This is a genomic window from Actinomadura sp. NPDC049753, assembly GCF_040674655.1.
Lineage (GTDB): Bacteria > Actinomycetota > Actinomycetes > Streptosporangiales > Streptosporangiaceae > Spirillospora > Spirillospora verrucosospora.
Window position 1 is genome coordinate 1 of the sequence record NZ_JBFARL010000138.1, and the last position, 22654, is coordinate 22654.

Here is a 22654-nt window from a genome sequence, read left to right on the forward strand (position 1 = left end):
TGGGCCGCCGCGCCCGGGGGCCGCCGCCCCGACAGCGGCGTCGCGCAACTGCTGTACGCCGGCACCGTGGACGGGGTGCCGCTCGCGGTGATGCGCAGCGGCGGACGCCTGGCCCGCTACGCCTCCGGGCGCCTGGACGTCGCCGCGATCGGCGCCGACCCGTCCGCGCCGATCGCCCTCGGCGGCGGGCGCTACCTCCTGTCGCCCTGGGACACCCGGCCGGAGACCTTCGCCGGGGGGCGGCTCGCCGCGTCCGGCGGCGTGACGGCGCCCGTCCGTCCCGGCACCGACTGCGGCCGCGGCCCGCTCTTCCATCTCGGCACGCGCACGGTCGGCGACCTCGGCGGCCCGCGCGCCGCCGTCCTCGGCTACCGCGCGCCGGACCGCCGCCCGGGCGGCCCCGACCGTCCGGCCGTGCTCGGCCGCACCGCCCGGTCCTTCTGGAAGAGGCTGGCCTGCGCGGTCCCCGCGTCCTCGCGGCCCCTCTCCGCGGCGACGGCGTTCGACTTCTGGTCGGGGACGCTGCCGCACGGCGGGAAGAGCGCCGACTGGGCCTGCACCCGGGTGGCGTACGCCGACGGCGGCACCGCCGCCTTCGCGACCCTGCTCGGGGCGGAGAACCGGGCCACGGGCGCCTGCGACGTCCAGCGCCCGGTCAGCGGGACGTGGTGGCGCGCACCGTCGGGCGGCTGGTACTACGTGGCCGCGGCGGCGCGCGGTCTCGTCCCGCACGCCGAGGGGGTCCGGGGCGCCGCGACGCGCGACCGCCTCCTCGTCGGCAGGGGAACCCCCGGCACGCCCGTGACCCTCACCGCCCGATAGGGCGGGTCGGGTCAGCACCCGCTTACCTCGATCGGGCACACTGGGGGGACCGAACGAGATTCAGGGAGTCGCAGATGGGCAACGGGCCGCTCTCCGGAGTGCGGGTGATCGAGCTGGCCGGGATCGGGCCGGGGCCGTTCGCGGCGATGCTGCTGGCCGACCTCGGCGCCGACGTGATCCGCGTCGACCGCGCCTCCGCCGTCCGGGACGGGCAGACCGCCGGCGGCACCGACTTCACCAACCGCGGCAAGCGGTCGATCGCCATCGACCTCAAGAGCGAGCGCGGCAAGGAGGTCGTCCTCCGCCTGGTGGAGAAGTCCGACGTCCTGCTCGAAGGGTTCCGGCCCGGCGTCACCGAGCGCCTCGGCATCGGCCCGGACGACTGCCTGGCCCGCAACCCCCGCCTGGTGTACGGGCGGATGACGGGCTGGGGGCAGGAGGGGCCGCTGGCGCACACCGCCGGCCACGACGTCGGCTACATCGCGATCACCGGCGCCCTGCACGCCATCGGCCGCGCGGGCGGGCCGCCCCAGGTCCCGATGAACCTGCTCGGCGACTTCGCGGGCGGCAGCATGTACCTCGTCACCGGCGTCCTCGCGGCCCTGCTCGAAACGCGGGCGACCGGGCGCGGCCAGGTCGTCGACGCCGCCATCGTGGACGGCACCGCCCACCTGTCCACCTTCATCCACGGCTTCCTCGCGGGCGGCATCTGGGAGGACCGCCGCGGCGTCAACATGCTCGACACCGGCGCCCCCTGGTACGACGTCTACGAGACCTCCGACGGCCGCCACATGGCCGTCGGCGCCATCGAGCCGCAGTTCTACGCCGAGTTCCTCCGCCGGCTCGGTGTCGACGGGGAGGACCTGCCCGCCCAGTACGACCGCGAACGGTGGCCCGCCATGCGCGAGCGCTTCGCCGCCGCCTTCCGCACGAGGACCCGCGACGAGTGGACGGAGGTCTTCGTCCCGAGCGACGCCTGCGTGGCCCCCGTCCTGTCGCTGGCCGAGGCCGCCGAGCACCCCTTCAACACCTCCCGCGAGGTCTTCCCCGAGCTCGCCGGCCACCGCCAGCCGGCCCCGGCGCCCCGCTTCTCCCGGACCCCGGCCGAGACCGACGGCGTCCCCGTCCTCCCCGGCGGCCAGACCAGGGCCGTCCTGGACGACCTGGGCTTCGACGACGCCGAGACCCTCCTCAAGGAGGGCGCCGTGGCCCAGGCCTGACCGGGCCGGTGGCCGTGCCCGTCCGGGCACGGCCACCGGAGCGCGTCAGACGGTGCGCCTCTCCAGCCGGGAGCCCTGGCGGAGGGTGACGGACATGACGTCGCTCGGGGCGTCCAGTTCCAGGCGGTGCCAGCGGCCGCGGGGGACGACGACCGCCGTGCCGGCGGGCAGCCGCACCATCTCCTCCTCGCCGCCGGGCCGCTCGGGCCGGAAGTAGATCCGCAGGCCGCCGGACAGGCAGCACACCGCCTCCTCCGCGGCCGGGTGCACCTCCCACTGGTCGGCGTGGACGTCCTCATCGGTCTCGACGCGGAACGCCGCGATCTGCCAGCCGCCGTCGTCGCTCGTCATGCGGCGCTCGGCCGGGCGCACCGCGCCGTCCGGGTGGAAGGTGAGGGCGGAGGCGAACATGTCGATCGGATTCATGGGCGTGTTCCTTCCAGTCGGCTTTCCTTGGGGGCGGGGGAGTGCGCGGCGGCGGCCCCGCGGCGCGGGAGGGCCGCGGCGACCGCGGCCGCGACGAGGAAGAGCGCGGCGGAGACGGCGAGGCTCAGGGCGTAGCCGTCGTTGAGCGCGCGCTCGGTCGTGGCGCCGCCGGTGCGGTGGGCGGCGACGGTCGCCAGGGCCGCCAGGCCGACGCAGCCGCCGAGCTGGCGGGAGCTGTTGAGCAGGCCCGAGGCCATGCCCGCCTCGCGGGGCACGACGCCGGTGGTGGCCGCGACGGCGACCGGGGCGAGGACGAGGCCGGTGCCGACGCTGCACAGCAGGGAGGGACCGAGGACGTCGGTGAGGAAGCCGCCGCCGGGGCTGATGAGGGCGAACCAGCCGAGTCCCGCGGCGGCGAGCAGGCCGCCGGGGACGAGTGAGGCGCGCGGCGACCGGGCGGAGGTGATGCGGGTGGCGGCCACGGTCCCGGCGACCAGCCCTGCGGAGAAGGGCAGGAACGCGGCGCCCGTCTCGGCCGCCCCCATGTGCAGGAGCTGCTGCATGTAGAGGGACACGAAGTAGAAGGCGGAGAACTGCCCCGCGGCGGCGAAGAACACGATCAGGTTCGCGCCGGCCACCCAGCGGCTCCGCAGCAGGCCGAGACGGACGAGCGGGGCCGGGGACCGCGACTCGGCGAACACGAACGCCGCGAGGAGGGCCGCCGCCGCGGCCAGGGTGGCGAGGGTCCGCGGGGAGGTCCAGCCGAGGGTGTCGGTGCGGACGACTCCGAACACCGCAAGCCCGATGCCGCCGGTGGCGAGAACCGCGCCGAGCACGTCCGCCCGTTCCCGAGCCGCGGGCCGCGCCGCCGGTATCCCCGCGGACACCAGGGCCAGGGCGGCGGCGACGATCGGCAGGTTGACCAGCATCACCCAGCGCCAGCCTGCGTACTCGGTCAGGACGCCGCCCGCGAGGACGCCGAGCGCGCCGCCCGCCGCGTTCACCGCGCTCCACACGCCGAGCGCCCGGACGCGGGCGCGGCCCTCGAACGTGGTCGTCAGCAGCGCGAGGGCGGCCGGGGCGACCGCCGCGGCGCCCAGGCCCTGCCCCGCGCGGGCGGCGACGAGCTGCCAGGGCGCCTGGGCCAGGCCGCCGCCGAGCGAGGAGAGGCCGAAGACCGCGAGGCCGAGGACGAACAGCCGGCGCCGCCCGTACAGGTCGCCGGCCCGGCCGCCGAGCAGCAGGAACCCGCCGAAGGCGAGCGCGTAGACGTGCACGACCCAGGCCAGGTCGACCGGGGCGAAGCCGAGGGACGTCCGGATCGCGGGCAGCGCGACGTTCACCACCGCCATGTCCAGGGCGACGACGAACTGGGCGACGGACGCGGCCGCCAGCACCACCCCTGGTCTCGATTTTCTATACATGTATAAAAACGTAGCCGGAGGCGGGCCCGCCTGTCCAGACCGGGGCGCGCGCATGCGCGATGATGTGGGGATGGCGTCCACAGAGCGGCGGGGCGGCGGCAGGCCGCCCCGCATCTCCCGCGCGGAGATCATCGAGACCGCCCGCCGGATCGTGGACGGGGAGGGGGCCGGCAGGCTGACGATGCGGCGCCTGGCCAAGGAGGTCGGCAGCACGCCGATGGCGCTCTACCACCACGTGCGCGACAAGGAGGAGCTCCTTCTCCTGCTCCTGGAGGACTACGCCGCCCGGAACCTGCGCAGGCCCGACCTGCCCGCAGATCCCCGCGAGCGCGTCGTCGTGCTGGCCGCGGCCATCCGCGAGACGCTGGCCGGCTGCCCGTGGATCGTCGAGGTGCTCACCGCCGACGACCTGATGGCGGAGGAGGCGCTCTGGTACAACGAGCGGATCGTGGGCGCCCTGATGGAGTGCGGTCTCACCATCGAGCAGGCCGTCCACGGGTACCGGGCGGTCTGGTACTACACGGCCGGGGAGATGCTCGTGCGGGCCGCGTCCGCCCGCAGGCGCGCGGCGGACGACCGGCCCACCTACCGCGACCGGGTCTTCGCCGGACTCGACCCGGCGGAGCTGCCGCGGCTGGCGTCCCTGTCGGGCCGCTGGGCGGAGCTGACCGCGCAGGACACCTACCTCGACGGGCTGCGTGCGCTCGTCGACGGACTCACCCGCGCACCAGGCCCGCAGGCCACGCCGCCCGCGCCGGACCGCTTGTGAACCGGCTGACAATTCCCTCGCGGTAACCGGTGGTCATTGCACAAGACCGCGCCGGAACGCGGTCGTACCTTGTGGGCACTCCACCCCCGATCAACACGACGCAGGAAAGGCCGGACGCCGGCCTTGTTCGTCGTGCCCGCATTAGGGAGATGCCCATGCGTTTCACACGACTTCGCTCGTGGGCGGTCATCGCCGCGGCGGTCCCCGCGGCCCTCGGCCTGGCCGGGACGGTCGCGCCCGCCGCGCACGCCGAGACGAGCCCGCAAGGGGCGAACGACTGGAACTGCAAGCCCTCGTTCCTGCACCCACGCCCCGTGGTGCTCGTGCACGGCACGTTCGAGAACATGGCCTTCAACTGGCAGAAGCTCTCTCCGGCGCTCAAGAAGGCCGGGTACTGCGTCTACGCCCTCAACTACGGCGGCCCGAAGGACGGCCCCGTCCAGGGGATCGGCGACATCCCCACGTCGGCCGGTGAGCTGGCGGCGTTCGTCGACAGGGTCACGGCCTCCACCGGGGCGTCCAAGGTGGACATCGTCGGGCACTCGCAGGGCGGCATGATGCCGCGGTACTACATGAAGTTCCTCGGCGGCGCGGCGAAGGTGAACAAGCTGGTCGGCATCGTGCCGTCCAACCACGGCACCAACATGTCCGGGCTGGTGGAGCTGGGCAGCCTGCTCGGCATCACGCAGGCGGTCGTGAAGGCCGCGCCGGCCGCGGGCCAGCAGATCGTCGGCTCGGACTTCCTCACGAAGCTGAACGAGGGCGGCGACACCGTGCCCGGCCCGACCTACATCGTGCTGTCCACCAAGTACGACGAGGTCGTCACGCCCTACACCTCGGAGTTCCTCAACGGCTCCAACGCGCAGAACGTCCTGCTGCAGGACAAGTGCGCGAACGACACCAACGCGCACGTCGGCATCGCCTTCGACCCGGTGATGATCAGGTTCGTGCTGAACTCGCTCGACGTCTGGGGCCCGTACTGGCCCATCGACTGCGCGAACCCCCTCGGCTGACCCGGAGACGGCGGCGTCCGGCGGGCTCCCCCCTCACCGCCGGGCGCCGCCGCGCCGCCTCCGGCGTCACAGCCCGAGGCGCTTGGCGGCGATCTCGTTCATGATCTCGTTGGTGCCGCCGCCGATGCCGAGGATGCGGGCGTCGCGGTAGTGGCGCTCCACCTCCGACTCGCGCATGTAGCCCGTCCCGCCGTGCAGTTGGACGGCCTCGTGCACGACGTGCTCGCAGGCCAGGACGGCGGTGTTCTTGGCGTAGGCGGTCTCGGTGAGGACGTCCTCCCCTGCGGCGTGCCGTGCGGCGACCGCGCGGGTGTAGGTGCGGGCGACGTCGGTCCGCCGCGCCATCTCGGCGATCTTGTGCCGGACGAGCTGCCGGGAGACCAGCGGGCGCCCGAACGTCTCCCGGTCCCGCACCCAGGCCAGGGTGAGGTCCAGGCAGCGCTGCGCCGTCGCGTAGGCCTGGACGGCGAGGGAGAGCCGCTCGGTCACGAAGTTCTGGACGATCTGCAGGAACCCGCTGTTCTCCGCGCCGACCAGGTTCTCCGCCGGGACGCGGACGCCGTCGAACGACAGCTCCGCGGTGTCCGAGCAGAGCCAGCCCATCTTGCGCAGCGGCTTCGACACGGTGAACCCCGGCGCGCCCTTCTCCACGACCAGCAGGGAGATGCCGTCGAAGCCGGGCCCGCCCGTCCGCACCGCCGTGGTGACGAAGTCGGCCCGCACGCCCGAGGTGATGAACATCTTGGCGCCGTCGACGACGTAGTGCCCGCCGTCGCGGACGGCGGTGGTGCGGATGCCCGCGACGTCCGACCCGGCGCCGGGCTCGGTGACGCCGAGCGCGCCGATCAGCTCCCCGGCGAGCGCCGGCCGCGCGAACCGCTCGATCAGCGCCTCGTCCCCGGAGGCGATGATGTGGGGGAGCGCGATCCCGTGCGTGAACAGGGAGGCGACCACGCCGCCCGACCCGCCGGACTGGATGATCTCCTCGGCGACGATCAGCGCGTCGAACAGCTCCCCGCCGGACCCGCCGGCCTCCTCCGGGAACCCCGCCCCGAGCAGTCCCGCGTCGGCGGCGCGGGCGTGCAGGGAGCGGGGCAGCTCGCCCGCGTCCTCCCAGTCGGCGAGGAAGGGGACGATCTCCCGCGCGGTGAAGTCGCGGACCAGGGCGCGCAGCGCCGCGCGCTCCGGGGTCTGCCAGGGGTCCAACGCGCCTCCTCGTATAGAACGAGGTTCGGAATCTAGCAGGCGGCGCGTCACCCGCCGGCGCGCAGGTCCTCCGGGCCCGCCGGCGCCGGCGGGTGGTGGCGGACGGACCCCGAAGGGCCCGTCCTGCGGCGCGGCCCCTAGCCGAGGGCGTCGGCGACGGCGTCCGCCCACAGGGCGAGCCCGTCGTCGATCTGCTCCGCGGTGACGATCAGCGGCGGGATCATCCGGACGACGTTGCCGTACGCACCGCAGGTCAGCAGCAGCAGCCCGCGCTCGGCGGCGGCCCCGTGCGCCCGCGCCGCGGCGGCGGCGTCGGGTTCGCCGTCCGGCGTGGTGAACTCGCTGGCCTGCATCAGCCCGAGCCCGCGCACGTCGCCGATCGCCGGGTGGTCGGCGGCGACCTTGCGGAGCCCGTCGTTCAGCCGCGCGCCCTGCACGGCGGAGTTGCCGACCAGGTCCTCGTCGGTGATGACCCGCAGGGTGGCGAGCGCGGCGGCGCACGAGACGGCGTTGCCCCCGTACGTGCCGCCCTGCGACCCCGGGCGCGCCTTGGCCATCAGCGCCTCCGGCGCCGCGATCGCCGACAGCGGGAACCCGCTCGCCAGGCCCTTGGCGGTGATCAGGACGTCGGGACGCGCGGCGGAGTGCTCGTGGCCCCAGAACCGGCCGGTCCGCCCGAACCCGGTCTGCACCTCGTCCACGACCAGCAGGATGCCGTGCCGGTCGGCGCGCTCGCGCAGGCCCTCCAGGAAGGCGGGCGGCGCGGGGATGTAGCCGCCCTCGCCGAGGACGGGCTCGACCACGAATGCGGCCGTGTCGGACGCCGGGCTCGCGGTGGCGAGCAGGTAGTCGAGCTCGCGCAGCGCGAACCGCGTCGCCTCCTCCTCCGGCCACCCGTACCGGTAGGCCTGCGGGAACGGCGCGATCGCGGCGCCCGGCATGAGCGGGCCGATCCCGGCGCGGAACTTCGTGCCCGCCGTGGTGAGCGCGGCGGCGCCCATCGTGCGGCCGTGGAAGGAGCCGTGGAAGACGACGATGTTCTGCCGGCCGGTGGCGTGCCGGGCCAGCCGGATGGCCGCCTCGACCGCCTCGCTGCCGCTGTTGAGGAAGAAAAGGGAGTCCAGGCCCTCCGGCAGCACCTCGCCGAGCGCCTCGGTCAGCCGCAGCAGCGGCCGGTGCATGACGGTCGTGTACTGGCCGTGGACGAGCGTGCCCACCTGCTGCTGCGCGGCCTCGACCACGCGCGGGTGGCAGTGCCCCGTGTTGACGACGCCGATGCCCGCGGTGAAGTCCAGGTGCCGGCGGCCCTCGGCGTCGTAGAGGTAGACGCCCTCGCCGCGCTCGGCGAGGACGGGGGTGGCCTGCTTGAGCAGGGGAGACAGCGTCGCCATACGGCCCTCCGGTAGATTGTCGACAATCTGCAATCTAGGTGGCCCCGGGTCGGTTGTCCAGGGGCCGCGGCCCCGCGCGGCGGGGCCGGTGGTCAGGACTCGCGGAGCCGCTGGATGGAGTCGGTCATGTGCTCCTCGATGAGGGTGAGCAGGCGCTCCTCCTCCCCGTCGCCGATCGCGTCGACGAGCCGCCGGTGCTCCTCCACGAGGTCGGCGGGCTCGGGATAGGTCTCCTGCAGCGCGTTCAGGCACATGCGCGTCTCCACCAGCAGCGTGTGCGCCATCCGCTCCAGCCGCGGGCTCCCCGACGAGCTGACCAGCACCTCGTGGAACGCCTGGTCGGCGTCGCTCATCGCGACCCGGTCGCGCTCGCGGGCGGCGTCCACGAGCGCCTCCAGCGCCTCGGTGAGCCGGGCCACCGCCTCGCCCCGGTTGCGGTCCATGATCAACCGGCAGGCCTCGCGCTCGATCGCGAGCCGGGCGAGGTAGACGTCCTCCACGTCCCCCTCGTCCAGCGTGATCACGAACAGCCCGCGGTGCGGCTCGCTGACGAGCAGCCCCTCCTGGACGAGCCGCTGCATGGCCTCGCGCAGCGGCCCGCGGCTGATGCCGAGGCGCGCGGCGAGCTCGGCCTCGCCGAGCTGCGCGCCGGGCTCCAGCGACCCGTACATGATCGCCGAACGCAGCTCGTCCGAGACGATCTCCACCGTCGACTTGCGGGGAACAGGCTCCAGCTCACCCAGTCGGCCCATGCGCGGTTCCCTTTCGTCTTCTCATGTCTGCCAGGCATGTCGCCCGTGCAGGGGGGCGGCGGCGGGGACGGAGAACAGCCGGCCCAGCCCGGCGCGCGGCGGGAGACCCTCGGGACCGGACGCGAGCCGCAGCCCCTCCCACACGCTCACCTGGTTGGCGGTCAGCACCGGCTTGCCGACCCGCGCCTCCAGTTTGTCGAGCCAGGACACCGTGTGCAGCGCGGTGTCGGGCACCAGCACCGCCTCGGCGTCCGGATGGTCGTTGGCCGCGACGAACGCCAGCACCTCGTCGCGGCCGAGGGTGCCGACCTCGGCGGCGGTCACGATGCCCCGGCAGGACAGCGCGACCACCTCGATGCCGGCGTGGGCGAGGAACGCGACGAACCGCTCGGCGACGTCGGCGGGATAGGTCGCGGCGACCGCGACCCGGGTCACGCCGAGCGCCCGCGCCGCGTGGACGAACGCGAACGACGTGCTGGAGGCGGGCACGCCCGCCGCCTCGCGCACCCCCGCGACCTGCTGCGCGGCGCCGTCCCAGCCGAACACGAAGCTTCCGCTGGTGCACGCCCACACGGCGGCCTTCACGCCGAGTCCGCGGAGCGTGCGGGCGCCGTCGCCGAGCACGTCGGCGCCGCCGATGTCCAGCAGCGCGTCGACGCGGTGGGCGTCCTCGCGCATCAGCGTGTGCACGACCGGGAGGCTGACCTCCCCGAGGGCGCGCTCGATGGCGGGGTAGTCGTCCTCGGCGCTGTAGCCGGGGTAGAGGAACCCCGCGCGCAACCCGTTCTGGCGCATGTTGTCGACAATCCTACCTTTGGGGATCATGGCGGCTAGGCCGCCGTGAAGGGAGCGAGACTGACCAGGGACTGTCCGGGACCGGACGCCGACCGGCCCATGGCGCGCAGCGCCGAGCACATCGTCACCTGGTTGGCGGTCAGCACCGGCTTGCCGATCATCTGCTCGAGCGGCGCGATGATGTCGTAGGTCGGGACGTTCGTGCAGCTGATGAAGACGGCCTCGGCCTCGGGGCAGTCCACCGCCGACACCGCCGACACGATCTCGCCGTAGCCGACCTTCCAGATGTGGCTGAGCAGCCCCAGCCCGACCGAGGACACCACTTCGACGCCGTGCTCGCCCAGGAAGGACAGGAGCCGTTCGGTGACGGCGTCGATGTAGGGCGTGACGACCGCGATGCGCCGGGCGCCGAGCAGCCCCAGCGACTCCACCAGCGCGCCCGAGGTCGTCGTCGAGACCGGCGCGCCGGCCCGCAGCATCGACTCGTGCAGTTGCAGCTCGCCCGCCTTGCCGCGGATGAAGCTGCCCGACGCGCACGCGTAGGCGACCGCGAGCGGCTCGGGGGCCAGGACGTCGCGGGTCGCCTGCCGGACGATCGACTGGTCCGACAGCGCCGAGGCCATCTCCACCGTGACCGGGACCGGCACGTACGGCAGCCGGGTCATGAACAGCGACACGTCGTCGGGCGTCCAGCGCCACAGCTCCCGGTCGAGGGCGAAGTCGAAGGGCGCGACCACCCCGATGCCGTGCTGGGCGAGCAGCTCTGGGCCGACGACCAGCGAGGGGTCGAATGTCATCTGCGCGGCCGCCACTCTAGGACTCTGCGCGCGCGTAGAGGAGGCGCTCGCCGACGCCGCCGGACCGCCAGACGTCGTTGCACGCCTCGGCCATGCGGTCCAGGCCGTCGACGATCGTCGCGTAGACGTTGCCGGGGACCCAGCCGACGTCCCCGTTCAGCAGCAGGTTGTTGCGGCCGTAGAAGATCGCGAGGTCGATGACGCCGGGCAGGGCGTGGATGTTCTTCTCCTCCTTGAACTTCCGGTCGAGCATCCCGCCGGGGAAGGAGAAGTAGACGACGTCGCCCGGGATGGGGGTGACGGTGGGGTTCTCCAGGCCGACCTCCTCCTCGGAGAACCGCTCGACCATCGTGTACACCTCGTTGCGGGCGTACTTGGCGTGGTAGGCCTCGCCTCCGAGCGGTAGAGCGTTCCAGACCGCTTCGCAGGTCCTCGGCGCATCCTTCTCCAGGAGCTCCGCGACACAGGAGACGCCGCGGCGCTCCAGAGTGATGGTCATGAGCTTGGGCATGCTGACCTCCCCGTGAACAGGGGTGGGCGAGAGCGTCGCCACCCGAAGGACTCTCCATGTTCGTGAGAGGACGACGTCCCCCCACACCCCCGACGGGGGCTGTTAGAGCGCTCTGGGATCCGTCCTGGCCCTGCTGGGCACGGGTTGCGACGGTCTTGCAGCACATTCCCACTGCGATGGCCGGGGCTGCGGTCCACCGCGTTGATTGTTGACAATCCTACGAACGGTTCCTAGCGTGTCAATGCCTCCCGCCGTTGCCTTCTCGTAAACTCCGCACACCCCGGAAGTGACGCCGATGGACCCTGCTCAGCACGCATCCGGTGGCCCGCCTGACGTGGTGGTACTGCTGGGCGACGTCGATCCGCGCGGCATGGAGGAGGCGGAGAGCCTCGCGCGGGTCCGTTACGTGCGTGAAACAGAGCTCGCGGCGGCGCTTCCCGGCGCCGATGTCCTGTTCATGTGGGACTTCCTCTCGGACGCCCTGGCCGGCGCGTGGCCGGAGTCCGGCGGCCCCGGGTGGGTCCACATCGCCAGCGCCGGCGTCGACCGGCTCATGTTCCCCGGGCTCGTCGACAGTGACACGGTTGTCACCAACTCGCGCGGCGTGTTCGACGAGCCGATCGCCGAATACGTCCTCGGGCTCGTGCTGGCCTTCGCCAAGGACCTGCACACCACCGTCCGCCTCCAGGGCGAGCGGCGCTGGCGGCACCGCGAGACCGAGCGGATCACCGGCGCCCGCGCGCTGGTCGTCGGCACCGGTCCGATCGGCCGCGCGATCGGCCGCCGGCTGTCGGCGGCGGGCCTGGCCGTCTCCGGCGCCGGGCGCACCGCCCGCGACGCCGACCCCGACCTCGGCGTCGTCCACCCGATGGAGCGGCTGGGCGAGGCGCTCGCCGGCGCCGACTACGTCGTGCTCGCCGCGCCCCTCACCCCGCAGACCCGGGGCATGATCGACGCCGCGGCGCTGGAGCGGATGCGTCCGTCCGCGCGGCTGGTCAACGTCGGGCGCGGCGGCCTGGTGGCCGAGGGCGACCTCGTCGAGGCGCTGCGCGCGGGCCGGATCGCGGGCGCGGCGCTCGACGTCTTCGAGGACGAGCCGCTGCCGGCGTCCTCGCCGCTGTGGGACCTGCCGAACGTCATCGTGTCCCCGCACATGTCCGGCGACGTCGTCGGCTGGCGGGACGAGCTCGTCCGGCTCTTCGCCGACAACCTCGGCCGCTACGTGTCCGGCCGCCCGCTGCGCAACGTCGTGGACAAGCGCCTCGGCTACGTGGGCCCTGAGCGGGCGGCATCGCACCAGAGGGGGTAGCCATGGCCGATGCGGCCGATCTGACCGCGACCGAACTGCTCGCAGAGTACCGCGCGGGGGCGCTGTCCCCGGCCGAGGCCGCCGAGGCCGTCCTCGCCCGGATCGAGCGGGACGACCCGGAGCTCAACGCGTTCTGCCTCCTCGACGAGGAGACCACCCTCGACATGGCGCGGGCCGCGACCGAGCGGTGGCGCCGCGGCGCGACGCTCGGGCCGCTGGACGGCGTGCCGGTTTCCATCAAGGACGTCCTGCTCACCCGCGGCTGGCCGACGCTGCGCGGCTCCAGGACGATCGACCCCGTCGGCGCGTGGGCCGAGGACGCGCCGTCCGTGGCCCGCCTCCGCGAGCAGGGCGCGGTGTTCGTCGGCAAGACGACGACGCCGGAGTTCGCCTGGAAGGGCGTGACCGACAACCCGCTGACGGGCGTCACCCGCAACCCGTGGGACCCCTCCCGCACGCCGGGCGGGTCGAGCGGCGGCGCGGCGGCGGCGGTCGCCGCGGGCATGGCGCCGCTCGCCCTCGGCACCGACGGCGGCGGCTCGGTGCGCATCCCCGCCGCGTTCACCGGCACCTTCACGATCAAGCCGACCTACGGCCGCATCCCGCACTACCCGGCGAGCCCGTTCGGGACGCTCGCGCACACCGGCCCCATGACCAACACCGTGGCGGACGCGGCCCTGCTGCTCGACGCCGTGTGCGGAGCGGACGGCCGCGACTGGTCGTCGCTGCCGCCGCCCGACGTCGTGTTCGCCGAGGCCGGAGCCGGGCGGGACGACCTGACGGGCCTGCGCGTCGCGTTCAGCCCCGACCTCGGGTTCGCGGAGGTCGACCCGGAGGTCGCGGCGGCGGTCGCGGCCGCCGCCGAGGCCTTCGCCGAGCTCGGCGCGAAGGTCGAGCAGGTCGACCCCGGCTTCGGGGACCCGGTCGCGGATTTCGAGGTCCTGTGGTTCGCGGGCGCCGCCAAGGTCGTCGAGCACCTGTCGCCGCAGGAGCGAGAGCTGCTCGATCCGGGCCTGCGGGAGATCTGCGAGCGGGGCGCGCGGTACTCGGCGCTGGACTACCTGACGGCCACGGCCCGGCGCATGGAGCTCGGGCGGATGATGGGCGTGTTCCACGAGCGCTACGACCTGCTGCTCACCCCGACGACGCCGATCGCCGCGTTCGAGGCCGGCCTGGAGGTCCCGCCGGGCTCGCCGTCCCCGCGCTGGACGGGCTGGACCCCGTTCACCTATCCGTTCAACATGACCCAGCAGCCCGCGGCGAGCCTGCCGTGCGGCTTCACCTCCCGCGGCCTGCCCGTCGGCCTCCAGGTCGTCGGCGCCCGGCACGCCGACGCCCTGGTGATGACCGCGTGCGCCGTCTACGAGCGGGCGCGGCCGTGGAGCCGGTTCACGCGAAGGCGATGACCGCGCGGCCGCGGTGGGCGCCCTGGTCCATCGTGGCGAGGACGCCCGGGGCCTCGTCCAGCGCGACGGGGGTGACCTCGGGGACGATCCCGTGCGCCACCGCGAACGCGAGGGTGTCGCGCAGGTCGTGCGGGGAGCCCGAAGGCACGCCCATCACCCGCAGCCGGCCCGCGACGAGGGCCATCGGCGGCACGCTCACGTTCTCGGCGCCCATGCCGAGGTAGAGCAGGGTGCCGTCCGGGCGCAGGCCGCCGAACGCGGCGAGCCCCGTCGCGGTGGCGGGCGCGGTGTTCACCACCAGGTCGGCGCCGCCCCATGCCCGCAGCGCCTCGGCCGGGTCCCGCTCGTCGGTCGCGACGAACAGTTCGGCGCCGAGGTCGAGCGCCTCCTTCTCGGCGCGGCGCGACCGCGACACCACGGCGACGCGGGCGCCCATAGCGGCGGCGAACCGCTGGGCCATCGTCCCGACTCCGCCGGTGCCGAGCACGGCCACCTTCGACCCGGCGGCGGCCCCGGCCTGCCGGAGCCCGTTGAAGGCGGTGAGGCCGGCGCACATCAGCGGCGCGCCGGCGACCGGGTCCAGGCCGTCCGGCAGCGGCGTGACGAACCCGGCGCGGCCGACGAAGTACTCGGTGTACCCGCCGTCGCGGTTGACGCCGGTGACCTGCTTCGGCGCGCCGGTGCAGAGGATCTGGTCGCCGCGGGCGCACTGGTCGCAGTGGCCGCAGGACCCGTACAGCCAGGCGGCGCCGACCGCGGTGCCGACCTCGGGCCAGTCGACGCCCTCGCCGAGCGCCGCGACGACCCCGCTGATCTCGTGTCCGGGGACGACGGGGAACGTTCCGAACGGGTAGTGGCCCCGCAGGTGGTTGACCTCGGAGAAGCACATCCCGCAGGCGGCGACCCGCACCAGGATCTCGCCGGGGCCCGGGCGGGGCTCCTCGCGCTCGACGATCTCCAGCGGTCCGCCCGGGGCGGTGAGCACGGCGCTGCGCATGGCGGCGCCCCCTCTCGTGTCGTGACGGCCGGTCGGCCGTTTCCTAGCATCGGTATAGCAATGACTGTACTCACGCTATACGACGCAGCATAGCGCTGCTCGAATAGTTTTGTAACATCGTTGTTGTGACCGCTCAGAGGGATCCCGACACCCGCGACCGCATCCTGCGCGCCGCCGCGCGCCTGCTCACCGAGTCCGGCGGCGAGCCGGTCTCGACCCGGGCCGTGTGCACCGCCGCGGGGGTCGGGGCGCCGACGCTCTACCACCACTTCGGCGACAAGCGCGGCCTGTTCGACGCCGTCGCCGCCCACGGGTTCGAGGAGTACCTGGCGGGCAAGCGGTCGCAGACCGGCACCGGCGACCCGGTCGAGGATCTGCGCCGCGGCTGGGACCTGCACATCGAGTACGCCGTCACCCATCCGGCTTTCTACACGCTGATGTACGGGACGCCCCGCACCCCGGCCGCCGCCGGCGAGGCGTACGGCATCCTGCTGGGCCTGGTCGAGGCCGTCGCCGCCGCGGGACGGCTCCGCGTCCCGGTCGCCACCGCCGCCCGCATGATCCACGCCGCCGGGGTCGGGACGGCCCTCACGCTGATCGCGAACCCGTCCGGCGGCGCCGCCGACCGGGACGCCTCGGTCCGCACGCGCGAGGCCGTCCTCGCCGCCGTGACCTCGGAAGGCGACGGCCCGGCCGACGCCACTCCCGCGGCCCGGGCGGTGGCGCTGAAGTCGGCGCTGCGGTCGGCCCCGCCGGCCGGGCTGACCCCCTCGGAGGCGGCGCTGCTGGGCGAGTGGCTGGACCGCCTGGCCGATCAGTCCTGAGCGGTCCCGTCCCCGCGCCGCCCGCGGCGCTTCACGCCGACGCCGCCCCAGAACGCCAGGCCCTTCACGACCACCGTGGGGGCGCCCGGCGCGCCGGGCCCGCTCGCCCGCTGGTCGAACCCGCCCATGATCCCGAGCCCGTCGACGTGCACGGTGACGTCGTCCGGCACGATGATCTCGAATCCGCCCATGATCGCCAGGGCCCGGATCGTCACCCGGCCCTCCTCGAACCGGGCGTCCCTCAGATCGATCTTCCCGCCGCCCCAGAAGGCGAACGCCCTGAAGCTCGGGGGGACGTTCCACACGCCCGCGCGGCGGAATCCGCTCATGATCGCGATGCCGCGGCGCCAGGACGGCGCGCCGGGAACCGGCCGCCGGTCCGCCCCCGCCGCCGGGGGAGCCGCCCGGCCCGGCGACGGCAGGTCGCGGGTGATCGGCTCCAGCTCCCCGTAGGTCTTGGCGGCGTACACCGCGTCCAGCCGCTCGTCCAGCTCGTCCAGCGTCAGCCGCCCGTCGCCGGCCGCGTCCCGCAGCACCTGCGCGACCCGCTCGCGGTCGGCGTCACCGGCCCGCATCTCCGGCGCTCCAGGCGTTCCGGGATGCTCGGGGAGGTTCGTCATGCCCGCAGCCTAGACCGGCGCCACGCGTCGCGGGAGTCAGGGCGCCGGCTCCAGGCGGACCACGACGGACTTGGACGTGGGGGTGTTGCTGATCTCCGCGGTGCTGTCGAGCGGGACCAGGACGTTCGTCTCCGGGAAGTAGGCCGCCGCGCAGCCCGGCGCGGTCGGGTACGAGACGGCGCGGAAGGCGGGGGCGCGGCGCTCGGCGCCGTCCGGCCACTCCGAGACCAGGTCGACGGTCGCGCCGTCGGCGATGCCGAGGCGGTCCAGGTCGGCGGGGTTGACGAGCACGACGCGGCGTCCGGCCCTGATGCCCCGGTAGCGGTCGTCCAGGCCGTAGACGGTGGTGTTGTACTGGTCGTGGCTGCGGAGGGTCTGGAGCAGCAGCCGCCCCTCGGGGACCCGCAGGACCTCCAGCTCGTTCACGGTGAGGTTGGCCTTGCCGGTCGCCGTCGGGAACCGGCGCTCGTCGCGGGGAGCGTGGGGGAGCGTGAAGCCGCCCGGCTCGCGGAGGCGGGCGTTGAAGTCCTCGAAGCCCGGGACGACCCGGGAGACGTGGTCGCGGATCACGTCGTAGTCGCGCTCCATCGCCTCCCAGCCGATGTCCGAGCCGGGCAGCGCGGCCCGCGCGAGCCGGCAGACGATCGCCACCTCCGACAGCAGGCGCCCGGACGCCGGTGCGAGGCGGCCGCGGGAGGCGTGCACCATGCCCATGGAGTCCTCGACGGAGACGATCTGCGGCCCCGTCTCCCGCACGTCGCGCTCGGTGCGGCCGAGCGTCGGGAGGATCAGCGCCACCTCCCCGGTCACCGCGTGCGACCGGTTGAGCTTGGTCGACACCTGAGCGGTCAGCCGGCAGCGGCGCAGGGCCGCCTCCGTCACGGCGGAGTCGGGGGTGGCGCGGACGAAGTTTCCGCCCATGCCGAGGAACACCTTCGCCCTGCCGTCGCGCATGGCGCGGATCGCCCCGACGGTGTCCAGGCCGTGCTCGCGGGGCGGCTCGAACCCGAACTCGGCGGCGAGGGCGTCCAGGAAGGCGGGTTTCGGCCGCTCCCAGATGCCCATCGTCCGGTCGCCCTGCACGTTGGAGTGGCCGCGCACCGGGCAGACGCCCGCTCCGGGCCGGCCGATGTTGCCGCGCAGCAGCAGGAAGTTGACGATCTCGCGGATGGTCGGCACGGAGTTGCGGTGCTGGGTGAGGCCCATCGCCCAGCAGACGACGATCCGCTCGGCGGCGAGGACGTCGCCCAGCGTCGCGGCGATCTCCTCGCGGGTGAGGCCGGTCGCCTCCAGCACGTCGTCCCAGTCCAGGCCGAGGGCGTGCTCGCGGAACGCCTCGAAGCCGTGCGCGTGGGCGTCGAGGAACTCCCGGTCGAGGGCCCCGGGCGCGTCCGACTCCAGCAGCATCCGGTTGAGCGCCTGGAACAGCGCGAGGTCGCCGTTCAGCCGGATCTGCAGGAACCGGTCGGCCAGCACCGTGCCCCGCCCGGCCATCCCGGAGGCGCGCTGCGGGTTCTTGAACCGCATCAGCCCCGCCTCGGGCAGCGGGTTGACGGCGACGACGCGGGCGCCCTCCCGTTTCGCCCGCTCCAGCGCCGACAGCATCCGCGGGTGGTTCGTTCCGGGGTTCTGGCCGACGACGAAGACGAGGTCGGCCCGGTAGAGGTCCTCCAGCAGCACCGAACCCTTGCCGATGCCGATCGTCTCGCTCAGCGCGGACCCGGACGACTCGTGGCACATGTTGCTGCAGTCGGGCATGTTGTTCGTGCCGAACGCCCGCGCGAACAGCTGGTAGGCGAACGCGGCCTCGTTGCTGGTCCGCCCGGAGGTGTAGAAGACGGCCTCGTCCGGCGAGTCCAGGGCGTTGAGCTCGGACGCCAGCAGCCCGAAGGCCTCGTCCCACGACACCGGCTCGTAGTGCCCCGACCCGGCGCGCTTCACCATCGGCTCGGTCAGCCGCCCCTGCTGGCCCAGCCAGTGGTCGGACCGCCCGGCCAGCTCCTCGACGCCGTGCTCGGCGAAGAACTCCCGGGTGACGCGCCGCGCCGTGGCCTCCTCCGCGACGGCCTTGGCGCCGTTCTCGCAGAACTCGGCGGCGTGCCGGTGGTCGCCCTCCGGCCAGGCGCACCCCGGGCAGTCGAACCCCTGCTTCTGGTTGACGCGCAGCAGCGTCAGCGCCGTCCGCCGCACGCCCATCTGCGCGTGGGCGTGGCGCAGCGCGGCGGTGACGCCGGGAACGCCCGCCGCCCAGGTCTTCGGCTCCGAGACCTCCAGCTCGGAGTCGTCGAAGTCACCGGCGGGCGCCTTGCGCGTCATAGGGCACATCCTCGTGGTCGGCCGACACCCCCACTGTCGCACGACCGCGCCGGTCCGGCGCGCTACTGGGGCGGGCCTTCCGTCAGGTGGACCGTCCCCGCCCTCCGGTCGCCCTGGCTCGTCGTCCACTCGATCCGGACGGCGTCCCCCGGATGGTGGGCCAGCATCAGGTTCGTGAGAGTGGACGGGGTGTCGACCGCGGCGTCGCCGAAGGCGACGATGACGCCCCCGACCGGAACCCCGGCGGCCTCGGCGGGGGAGCCGGGCACGAGTTCGGCGACCAGCGCGCCGGGGGAGCGGCCGTTCGGGCGGACCTTGACGCCGAGCATCGCGGTGCGGCCGATGTGCACGGTCGAGGACGCCTCGCCGCGCTGGATCTGCCGGGCGATCTCCAGCGCCCGGTCGGACGGGATCGCGTAGCCCCGGTGGTCCTCGCGCTTCTGGGTGTCCTTCACCGGGAACCCGGCGGACGCCGCGGTGTTGATGCCGATGACCTTGCCGGAGGTGTCCAGCAGCGGCCCGCCGGAGTCGCCCGGCCGGATCGGCGCGTTCGTCTCGATCAGCCCGGTGAGCCGCTCGGAGGTGCCGGTGCTGTCGTCGCGCGCGGTGACCGACTGCTCCAGTGCGGTGATCTTGCCGGTGACGACCGTGGGCGTGCCTCCCTTGCCGCCCGCGTTGCCGACGGCGGTGACCGTGTCGCCGACCGCGACGCCGCCCGCGGAGGCGAACGCGGCGGTCTTCAGCCGGGTCGCGCCGGACAGCCGGATCACCGCGATGTCGCCCGCCCGGTCGTAGCCCACGACCTGCGCCGGGTAGCCGCGCCGGTCGTCGACGTCCGTCCCCCTGATCGCGGTGGCGCCCTGGATGACGTGGTTGTTGGTCAGCACCAGGCCGGACGCGGTGAGCACGATGCCCGTCCCGGCGGCGCGGGTGCCGTTCAGCGTCTGCTCGGTCTCGATGTTGACCACGCCCGGCCGCCGCCCGCTGGGCCTGGCGTGCTTGTGGCGGGTCGGCGCGGCGGACGGCGGCGCGTCCTGCGGGCTTCCGCTCTCCACGACCCGGCAGCCGGGGGCGAGGAGGGCCAGGAGCGCCACCAGCAGCACCGGGATCGCGGCGCGGGCGCGGCGGCGCCTGGAGTCCTCGCTCACCTGGATGCCTCCTCCCGCAGGTTCCTCCCATGATTCCCGATTCCGGGGGATTAGACCGAAGGGGGAGGAGGCAATGCGGTGCGTCAGCCGGTGAAGTAGCGGCGGGGGTTCTCCACCAGCATCTGGTCGATCTGCGCGTCGGAGACGCCGGCGGCGCGCAGGGCCGGCAGGACGTCCTCGCTGATGTGGCGGTAGTTCCAGTTCGGCTGCATCGCGGGCACCGTCGCAGGGTCGGGGCCGAACCAGTCCATGAAGCAGGACGCGTCGTGGCTGAGGACCATCCGGTCGGCGTAGCCCCGCTCGCACAGCGCCGCCACGGTCGCGACCCGCTCCGAGGTCGGGTTGATGATGTCGAGGCCGAAGCGGTCCATGCCGAGGATCGCGCCGGTGTCGGCCAGCTCCATCAGGTAGTCGAGGTCGTTGCTGTCGCCCGCGTGCCCCACGACGACCTTGGAGAGGTCCACGCCCTCCTCGCCGAGCAGGCCCACGACCGTCCGGCCCGCGTGGATCGAGCTCTCGGTGTGCACGGTGACCGGCGCGCCCGTCTCCCGGTGCGTCGCGGCGACGGCCCGCAGCACCCGCTCGACGCCGGGCGTGAGGCCGGGGGCGTCCACGGCGCACTTGAGGAACGCGGCCTTGACCCCCGTCCCGGCGATGCCCTCGGTCAGGTCGCGGGTGAAGTCCGCGATCATGGGGTCGGGGCCCTGGTCCACCAGCGTGCCGGGACCCCGGTGGTGGAACTGGAACGGCACGTCGTTGTAGGTGTAGATGCCCGTCGCCACGATGATGTTGAGCTCCGGCACCTGCTCGTTGATCCGCTGGATCCGCGGGAGGTACCGGCCGAGCCCCCACACCGTGGGGTCGGCGATGGTGGTGACGCCGAGGCCGGCCAGCTCGCGCAGCTTGCCGACCGCGTCGGCGACCTTCTCCTCCTCGTCCCACCAGTCGCCCGCGCCGTAGTTCTGGACGTACTCCGCGCCGAGCACGAAGACGTGCTCGTGCATCAGCGTGCGCCCGAGGGCGGCGGCGTCGACGGGGCCGCGGACGGTTTCAACTGCGGGCATCGATTCTCCTGCGGTGCGCGGTGATGCCGGGGGATCCGACACCGGCCCGGGGGCATACCGACTGGTCGGTTTCTGGCAAGCTAGAGCGCGGAACGCACCGGAGTCAACGCGGCGCGCTAAGGAGGTGCCCAGGTGGCCCAGTCCGAGTCGGGGCCCGGTCCCGCGCCGGAGTCGGCGGCGCCCGTCAGGCAGAGCGCGGTCGAGCGGCGGATCCTGGACGCGGCGCTGCGGCTGTTCGCCGAGCGCGGCTTCGACGGGACGCCCGTGCAGAGCATCGTGGAGGCCGCCGAGGTCACCAAGGGCGCGCTGTACCACTACTTCGACTCCAAGGACGACCTGCTCTACGAGATCTACCACTCGCTGATCGCCCGCCAGCTCGCCGACCTCGGGGCTGTGCTGGCGCGGGGACTGCCGCCGCGCGAGGCCGTCCACGCGGTGCTGACCGGGCTGATCCGCAGCACCGCCGAGCACATCGACGAGGCGAAGGTGTTCGCCCGCGAGATGCACCGGCTGGACCACGCCCGGATGCGCTCGGTCCGCGCCGACCGCCGCCGCTACCACGTGACGTTCCGGAACCTCATCGAGCAGGGCCAGCGCGACGGCGTGTTCGGCACCGGGACCCCCGCCGAGACGATCACGATCGTCGCGCTCGGCATGGTCAACCAGATGCCGTCCTGGTACCGCGCGGACGGCCCCAAGCCCGCCGCCAGGCTCGCCGACGAGGTCGCCGGGTTCATCCTCGGCGCGCTCGACCGGCCCGCGGACTGACGGCGCCGGGCGGGACGCGGTCTCAGGTCCGCTCCGCCGCCCGCGGGGCCCGGGAGGCGGCCGCGGCGAGCGGCGCCAGCGCCGTCAGCGCGCCCAGCACGAGGATCAGCACCAGCCTCCGGCCGGCCGGAGGGGGATCGGACAGCTCGGAGCCGGCGGAGGCGGCCGCCTGGGTCATGGGGGGTCTCCAGCGGGGGGGAGGCTCAGACGGTGGTGATGACCTGGGCGGCGTCGAGGCGCGGGTTGCGGGCGTGGAAGGCGTCCGGGGCGGGCCGTCCCGCGTTGACCACGGCGATGGGGCGGACGTTGCCCCCCGGGAAGAACTCCTTCTCGACGGCGTCAGCGTCGAAACCGGTCATCGGGCCCGCGGCGAGACCGGCCGCGCGGATGCCGAGGATCAGGTAGCCGAGCTGGAGGGCGGCGTTGAACCGGGCCATCGCCGGCCTGCCGGGGCTGTCCCGCAGGGCCTCGCGGGCGCCCTCCCGGTGCGGGAACGTGACCGGCATGTGCTCGTGGAAGTCCTCGTCGGCGGCGGCGATGAGGGTCAGCGGGGCCGTCGCGGTCTTGGCGCGGTTGCCCTCGCTCATGAGCGGGACCAGCCGCTCGCGCGCCTCCCGGCTGCGCACGTCCACGATGCGCAGCGGCTGGCTGTTCATCGCGGTCGGGGCCCACCTGACCAGGTCGTAGATCGCGCGGACCTGGTCCTCGCCGACCGGCTCGCCGGTGAAGGCGTTGGCGGTGCGCGCCTCGCGGAACAGCAGTTCCTGGGCGGCGGGGTCCAGGACGAGCGGGGTCTGGGTCGCGGTCGTCATCGTGCGATGCCTCTCGGACGGGAACTCTCCGAGGAGTCAATGCGATGACGGTCCGTTATCTTCCGCGTCAGGAAGTGGGGTGCGCCACACCCGGAGGAAGCGGCCGCGGCGGCGGCCGATCAGAACGGGAGGCGTTCGGCGGCCGCGACGAGCGCGCCCGCGATGGTGGCGACGGTCAGGACCGACACTCCGGCCAGCACGGCCCAGCGCCCCGCCTGGTACCCGGCGGGGACGCGGCCGGCGTCGCGGCCGCGCACCGGCCAC

At 74.1% G+C, this 22654-nt stretch carries 22 protein-coding genes and 1 pseudogene; 8 read left to right on the forward strand and 15 right to left on the reverse strand.

All coding sequences use genetic code 11. The features are described 5' to 3' along the window. Together AB0K37_RS28735 and AB0K37_RS28740 are read left to right on the forward strand one after the other, a co-directional pair. Window positions 1-822, forward strand: a pseudogene (locus AB0K37_RS28735) (hypothetical protein); the annotation flags it as partial. A 74-nt stretch (window positions 823-896) separates the two neighbouring features. Continuing rightward, window positions 897-2042, forward strand: coding sequence for a CaiB/BaiF CoA-transferase family protein (locus AB0K37_RS28740; RefSeq protein WP_363986256.1), 1146 nt, complete (start codon window positions 897-899; stop codon window positions 2040-2042). Window positions 2043-2087: 45 nt separating this feature from the next. Here the strand turns inward: AB0K37_RS28740 and AB0K37_RS28745 are convergent, their stop codons facing one another. Continuing rightward, a complete protein-coding gene (locus tag AB0K37_RS28745) occupies window positions 2088-2468 on the reverse strand; it encodes a cupin (protein WP_363986258.1) in 381 nt (126 codons plus the stop codon). After that, window positions 2465-3892 carry an MFS transporter gene (locus AB0K37_RS28750; protein WP_363986260.1) on the reverse strand — a complete coding sequence of 476 codons (1428 nt, stop codon included), beginning with the start codon at window positions 3890-3892 and terminating at the stop codon, window positions 2465-2467. Before AB0K37_RS28750 ends, AB0K37_RS28745 begins: the two co-directional genes overlap by 4 nt. A 70-nt stretch (window positions 3893-3962) precedes the next feature. On the opposite strand from AB0K37_RS28750, the gene AB0K37_RS28755 reads away from it, so the two are divergent. After that, on the forward strand, window positions 3963-4661 hold the full coding sequence (locus AB0K37_RS28755) for a TetR/AcrR family transcriptional regulator C-terminal domain-containing protein (RefSeq protein ID WP_363986262.1): 699 nt from the start codon (window positions 3963-3965) through the stop codon (window positions 4659-4661). A gap of 155 nt (window positions 4662-4816) precedes the next feature. Further along, window positions 4817-5674 (forward strand): alpha/beta fold hydrolase, encoded by an 858-nt coding sequence (locus tag AB0K37_RS28760; RefSeq protein WP_363986264.1) that lies wholly within the window; start codon window positions 4817-4819, stop codon window positions 5672-5674. A gap of 66 nt (window positions 5675-5740) precedes the next feature. On the opposite strand, the gene AB0K37_RS28765 is transcribed toward AB0K37_RS28760, so the two are convergent. From AB0K37_RS28765 to AB0K37_RS28790, 6 genes are all read right to left on the reverse strand, one after another. Next, window positions 5741-6880: an acyl-CoA dehydrogenase family protein gene (locus tag AB0K37_RS28765; RefSeq protein WP_363986266.1), complete on the reverse strand. Its 1140-nt coding sequence runs from the start codon at window positions 6878-6880 to the stop codon at window positions 5741-5743. Window positions 6881-7017: 137 nt separating this feature from the next. Further along, window positions 7018-8271 (reverse strand): aminotransferase class III-fold pyridoxal phosphate-dependent enzyme, encoded by a 1254-nt coding sequence (locus AB0K37_RS28770; RefSeq protein WP_363986268.1) that lies wholly within the window; start codon window positions 8269-8271, stop codon window positions 7018-7020. 92 nt (window positions 8272-8363) lie between these two features. Then, window positions 8364-9023: a GntR family transcriptional regulator gene (locus AB0K37_RS28775; protein WP_363986270.1), complete on the reverse strand. Its 660-nt coding sequence runs from the start codon at window positions 9021-9023 to the stop codon at window positions 8364-8366. Window positions 9024-9044: 21 nt separating this feature from the next. Further along, the gene (locus AB0K37_RS28780) at window positions 9045-9818 is read right to left on the reverse strand and encodes a maleate cis-trans isomerase (protein WP_363986272.1); all 774 of its coding nucleotides are present in this window, start codon (window positions 9816-9818) and stop codon (window positions 9045-9047) included. A 35-nt stretch (window positions 9819-9853) separates the two neighbouring features. After that, on the reverse strand, window positions 9854-10615 hold the full coding sequence (locus AB0K37_RS28785) for an Asp/Glu racemase (protein WP_363986274.1): 762 nt from the start codon (window positions 10613-10615) through the stop codon (window positions 9854-9856). A 16-nt stretch (window positions 10616-10631) separates the two neighbouring features. Continuing rightward, window positions 10632-11114 carry a DUF3830 family protein gene (locus tag AB0K37_RS28790; RefSeq protein WP_221493891.1) on the reverse strand — a complete coding sequence of 161 codons (483 nt, stop codon included), beginning with the start codon at window positions 11112-11114 and terminating at the stop codon, window positions 10632-10634. Window positions 11115-11496: 382 nt separating this feature from the next. Between AB0K37_RS28790 and AB0K37_RS28795 the strand changes: the two genes are divergently transcribed. Both AB0K37_RS28795 and AB0K37_RS28800 read left to right on the forward strand, forming a co-directional pair. Then, window positions 11497-12435, forward strand: a complete 939-nt coding sequence (locus AB0K37_RS28795; RefSeq protein ID WP_363986293.1) for a D-2-hydroxyacid dehydrogenase — start codon at window positions 11497-11499, stop codon at window positions 12433-12435. A gap of 2 nt (window positions 12436-12437) precedes the next feature. Then, window positions 12438-13841, forward strand: coding sequence for an amidase (locus AB0K37_RS28800; protein WP_363986276.1), 1404 nt, complete (start codon window positions 12438-12440; stop codon window positions 13839-13841). Here the strand turns inward: AB0K37_RS28800 and AB0K37_RS28805 are convergent. After that, complete coding sequence (locus AB0K37_RS28805) at window positions 13825-14838, reverse strand: alcohol dehydrogenase catalytic domain-containing protein (RefSeq protein ID WP_363986278.1); 1014 nt, start codon at window positions 14836-14838, stop codon at window positions 13825-13827. The genes AB0K37_RS28800 and AB0K37_RS28805 overlap by 17 nt on opposite strands. 125 nt (window positions 14839-14963) lie before the next feature. Between AB0K37_RS28805 and AB0K37_RS28810 the strand changes: the two genes are divergently transcribed. Further along, complete coding sequence (locus tag AB0K37_RS28810) at window positions 14964-15662, forward strand: TetR/AcrR family transcriptional regulator (RefSeq protein WP_363986279.1); 699 nt, start codon at window positions 14964-14966, stop codon at window positions 15660-15662. Here AB0K37_RS28810 and AB0K37_RS28815 read toward each other — a convergent pair. The 4 genes from AB0K37_RS28815 to AB0K37_RS28830 all read right to left on the reverse strand — a co-directional run bounded on the left by AB0K37_RS28815 (window position 15653) and on the right by AB0K37_RS28830 (window position 20810). Then, complete coding sequence (locus tag AB0K37_RS28815) at window positions 15653-16282, reverse strand: DUF1707 domain-containing protein (RefSeq protein ID WP_363986281.1); 630 nt, start codon at window positions 16280-16282, stop codon at window positions 15653-15655. The two genes, AB0K37_RS28810 and AB0K37_RS28815, sit on opposite strands and share 10 nt — an antisense overlap. Before the next feature lie 36 nt (window positions 16283-16318). Then, on the reverse strand, window positions 16319-18598 hold the full coding sequence (locus tag AB0K37_RS28820; protein WP_363986283.1) for an FdhF/YdeP family oxidoreductase: 2280 nt from the start codon (window positions 18596-18598) through the stop codon (window positions 16319-16321). 62 nt (window positions 18599-18660) lie between these two features. After that, window positions 18661-19746, reverse strand: coding sequence for a trypsin-like peptidase domain-containing protein (locus AB0K37_RS28825; protein WP_363986284.1), 1086 nt, complete (start codon window positions 19744-19746; stop codon window positions 18661-18663). An 83-nt stretch (window positions 19747-19829) separates the two neighbouring features. Then, window positions 19830-20810 carry a phosphotriesterase-related protein gene (locus AB0K37_RS28830; protein ID WP_363986286.1) on the reverse strand — a complete coding sequence of 327 codons (981 nt, stop codon included), beginning with the start codon at window positions 20808-20810 and terminating at the stop codon, window positions 19830-19832. Window positions 20811-20942: 132 nt separating this feature from the next. Between AB0K37_RS28830 and AB0K37_RS28835 the strand changes: the two genes are divergently transcribed. Next, entirely contained in the window at window positions 20943-21578 is a 636-nt protein-coding gene (locus AB0K37_RS28835) for a TetR/AcrR family transcriptional regulator (protein ID WP_363986288.1), read from the forward strand. 22 nt (window positions 21579-21600) lie between these two features. Here AB0K37_RS28835 and AB0K37_RS28840 read toward each other — a convergent pair whose 3' ends face one another. Both AB0K37_RS28840 and AB0K37_RS28845 read right to left on the reverse strand, forming a co-directional pair. After that, the gene (locus AB0K37_RS28840) at window positions 21601-21756 is read right to left on the reverse strand and encodes a hypothetical protein (RefSeq protein WP_363986290.1); all 156 of its coding nucleotides are present in this window, start codon (window positions 21754-21756) and stop codon (window positions 21601-21603) included. A 25-nt stretch (window positions 21757-21781) separates the two neighbouring features. Then, the gene (locus tag AB0K37_RS28845; RefSeq protein WP_363986292.1) at window positions 21782-22390 is read right to left on the reverse strand and encodes a malonic semialdehyde reductase; all 609 of its coding nucleotides are present in this window, start codon (window positions 22388-22390) and stop codon (window positions 21782-21784) included. Between the last annotated feature and the right edge of the window lie 264 nt (window positions 22391-22654).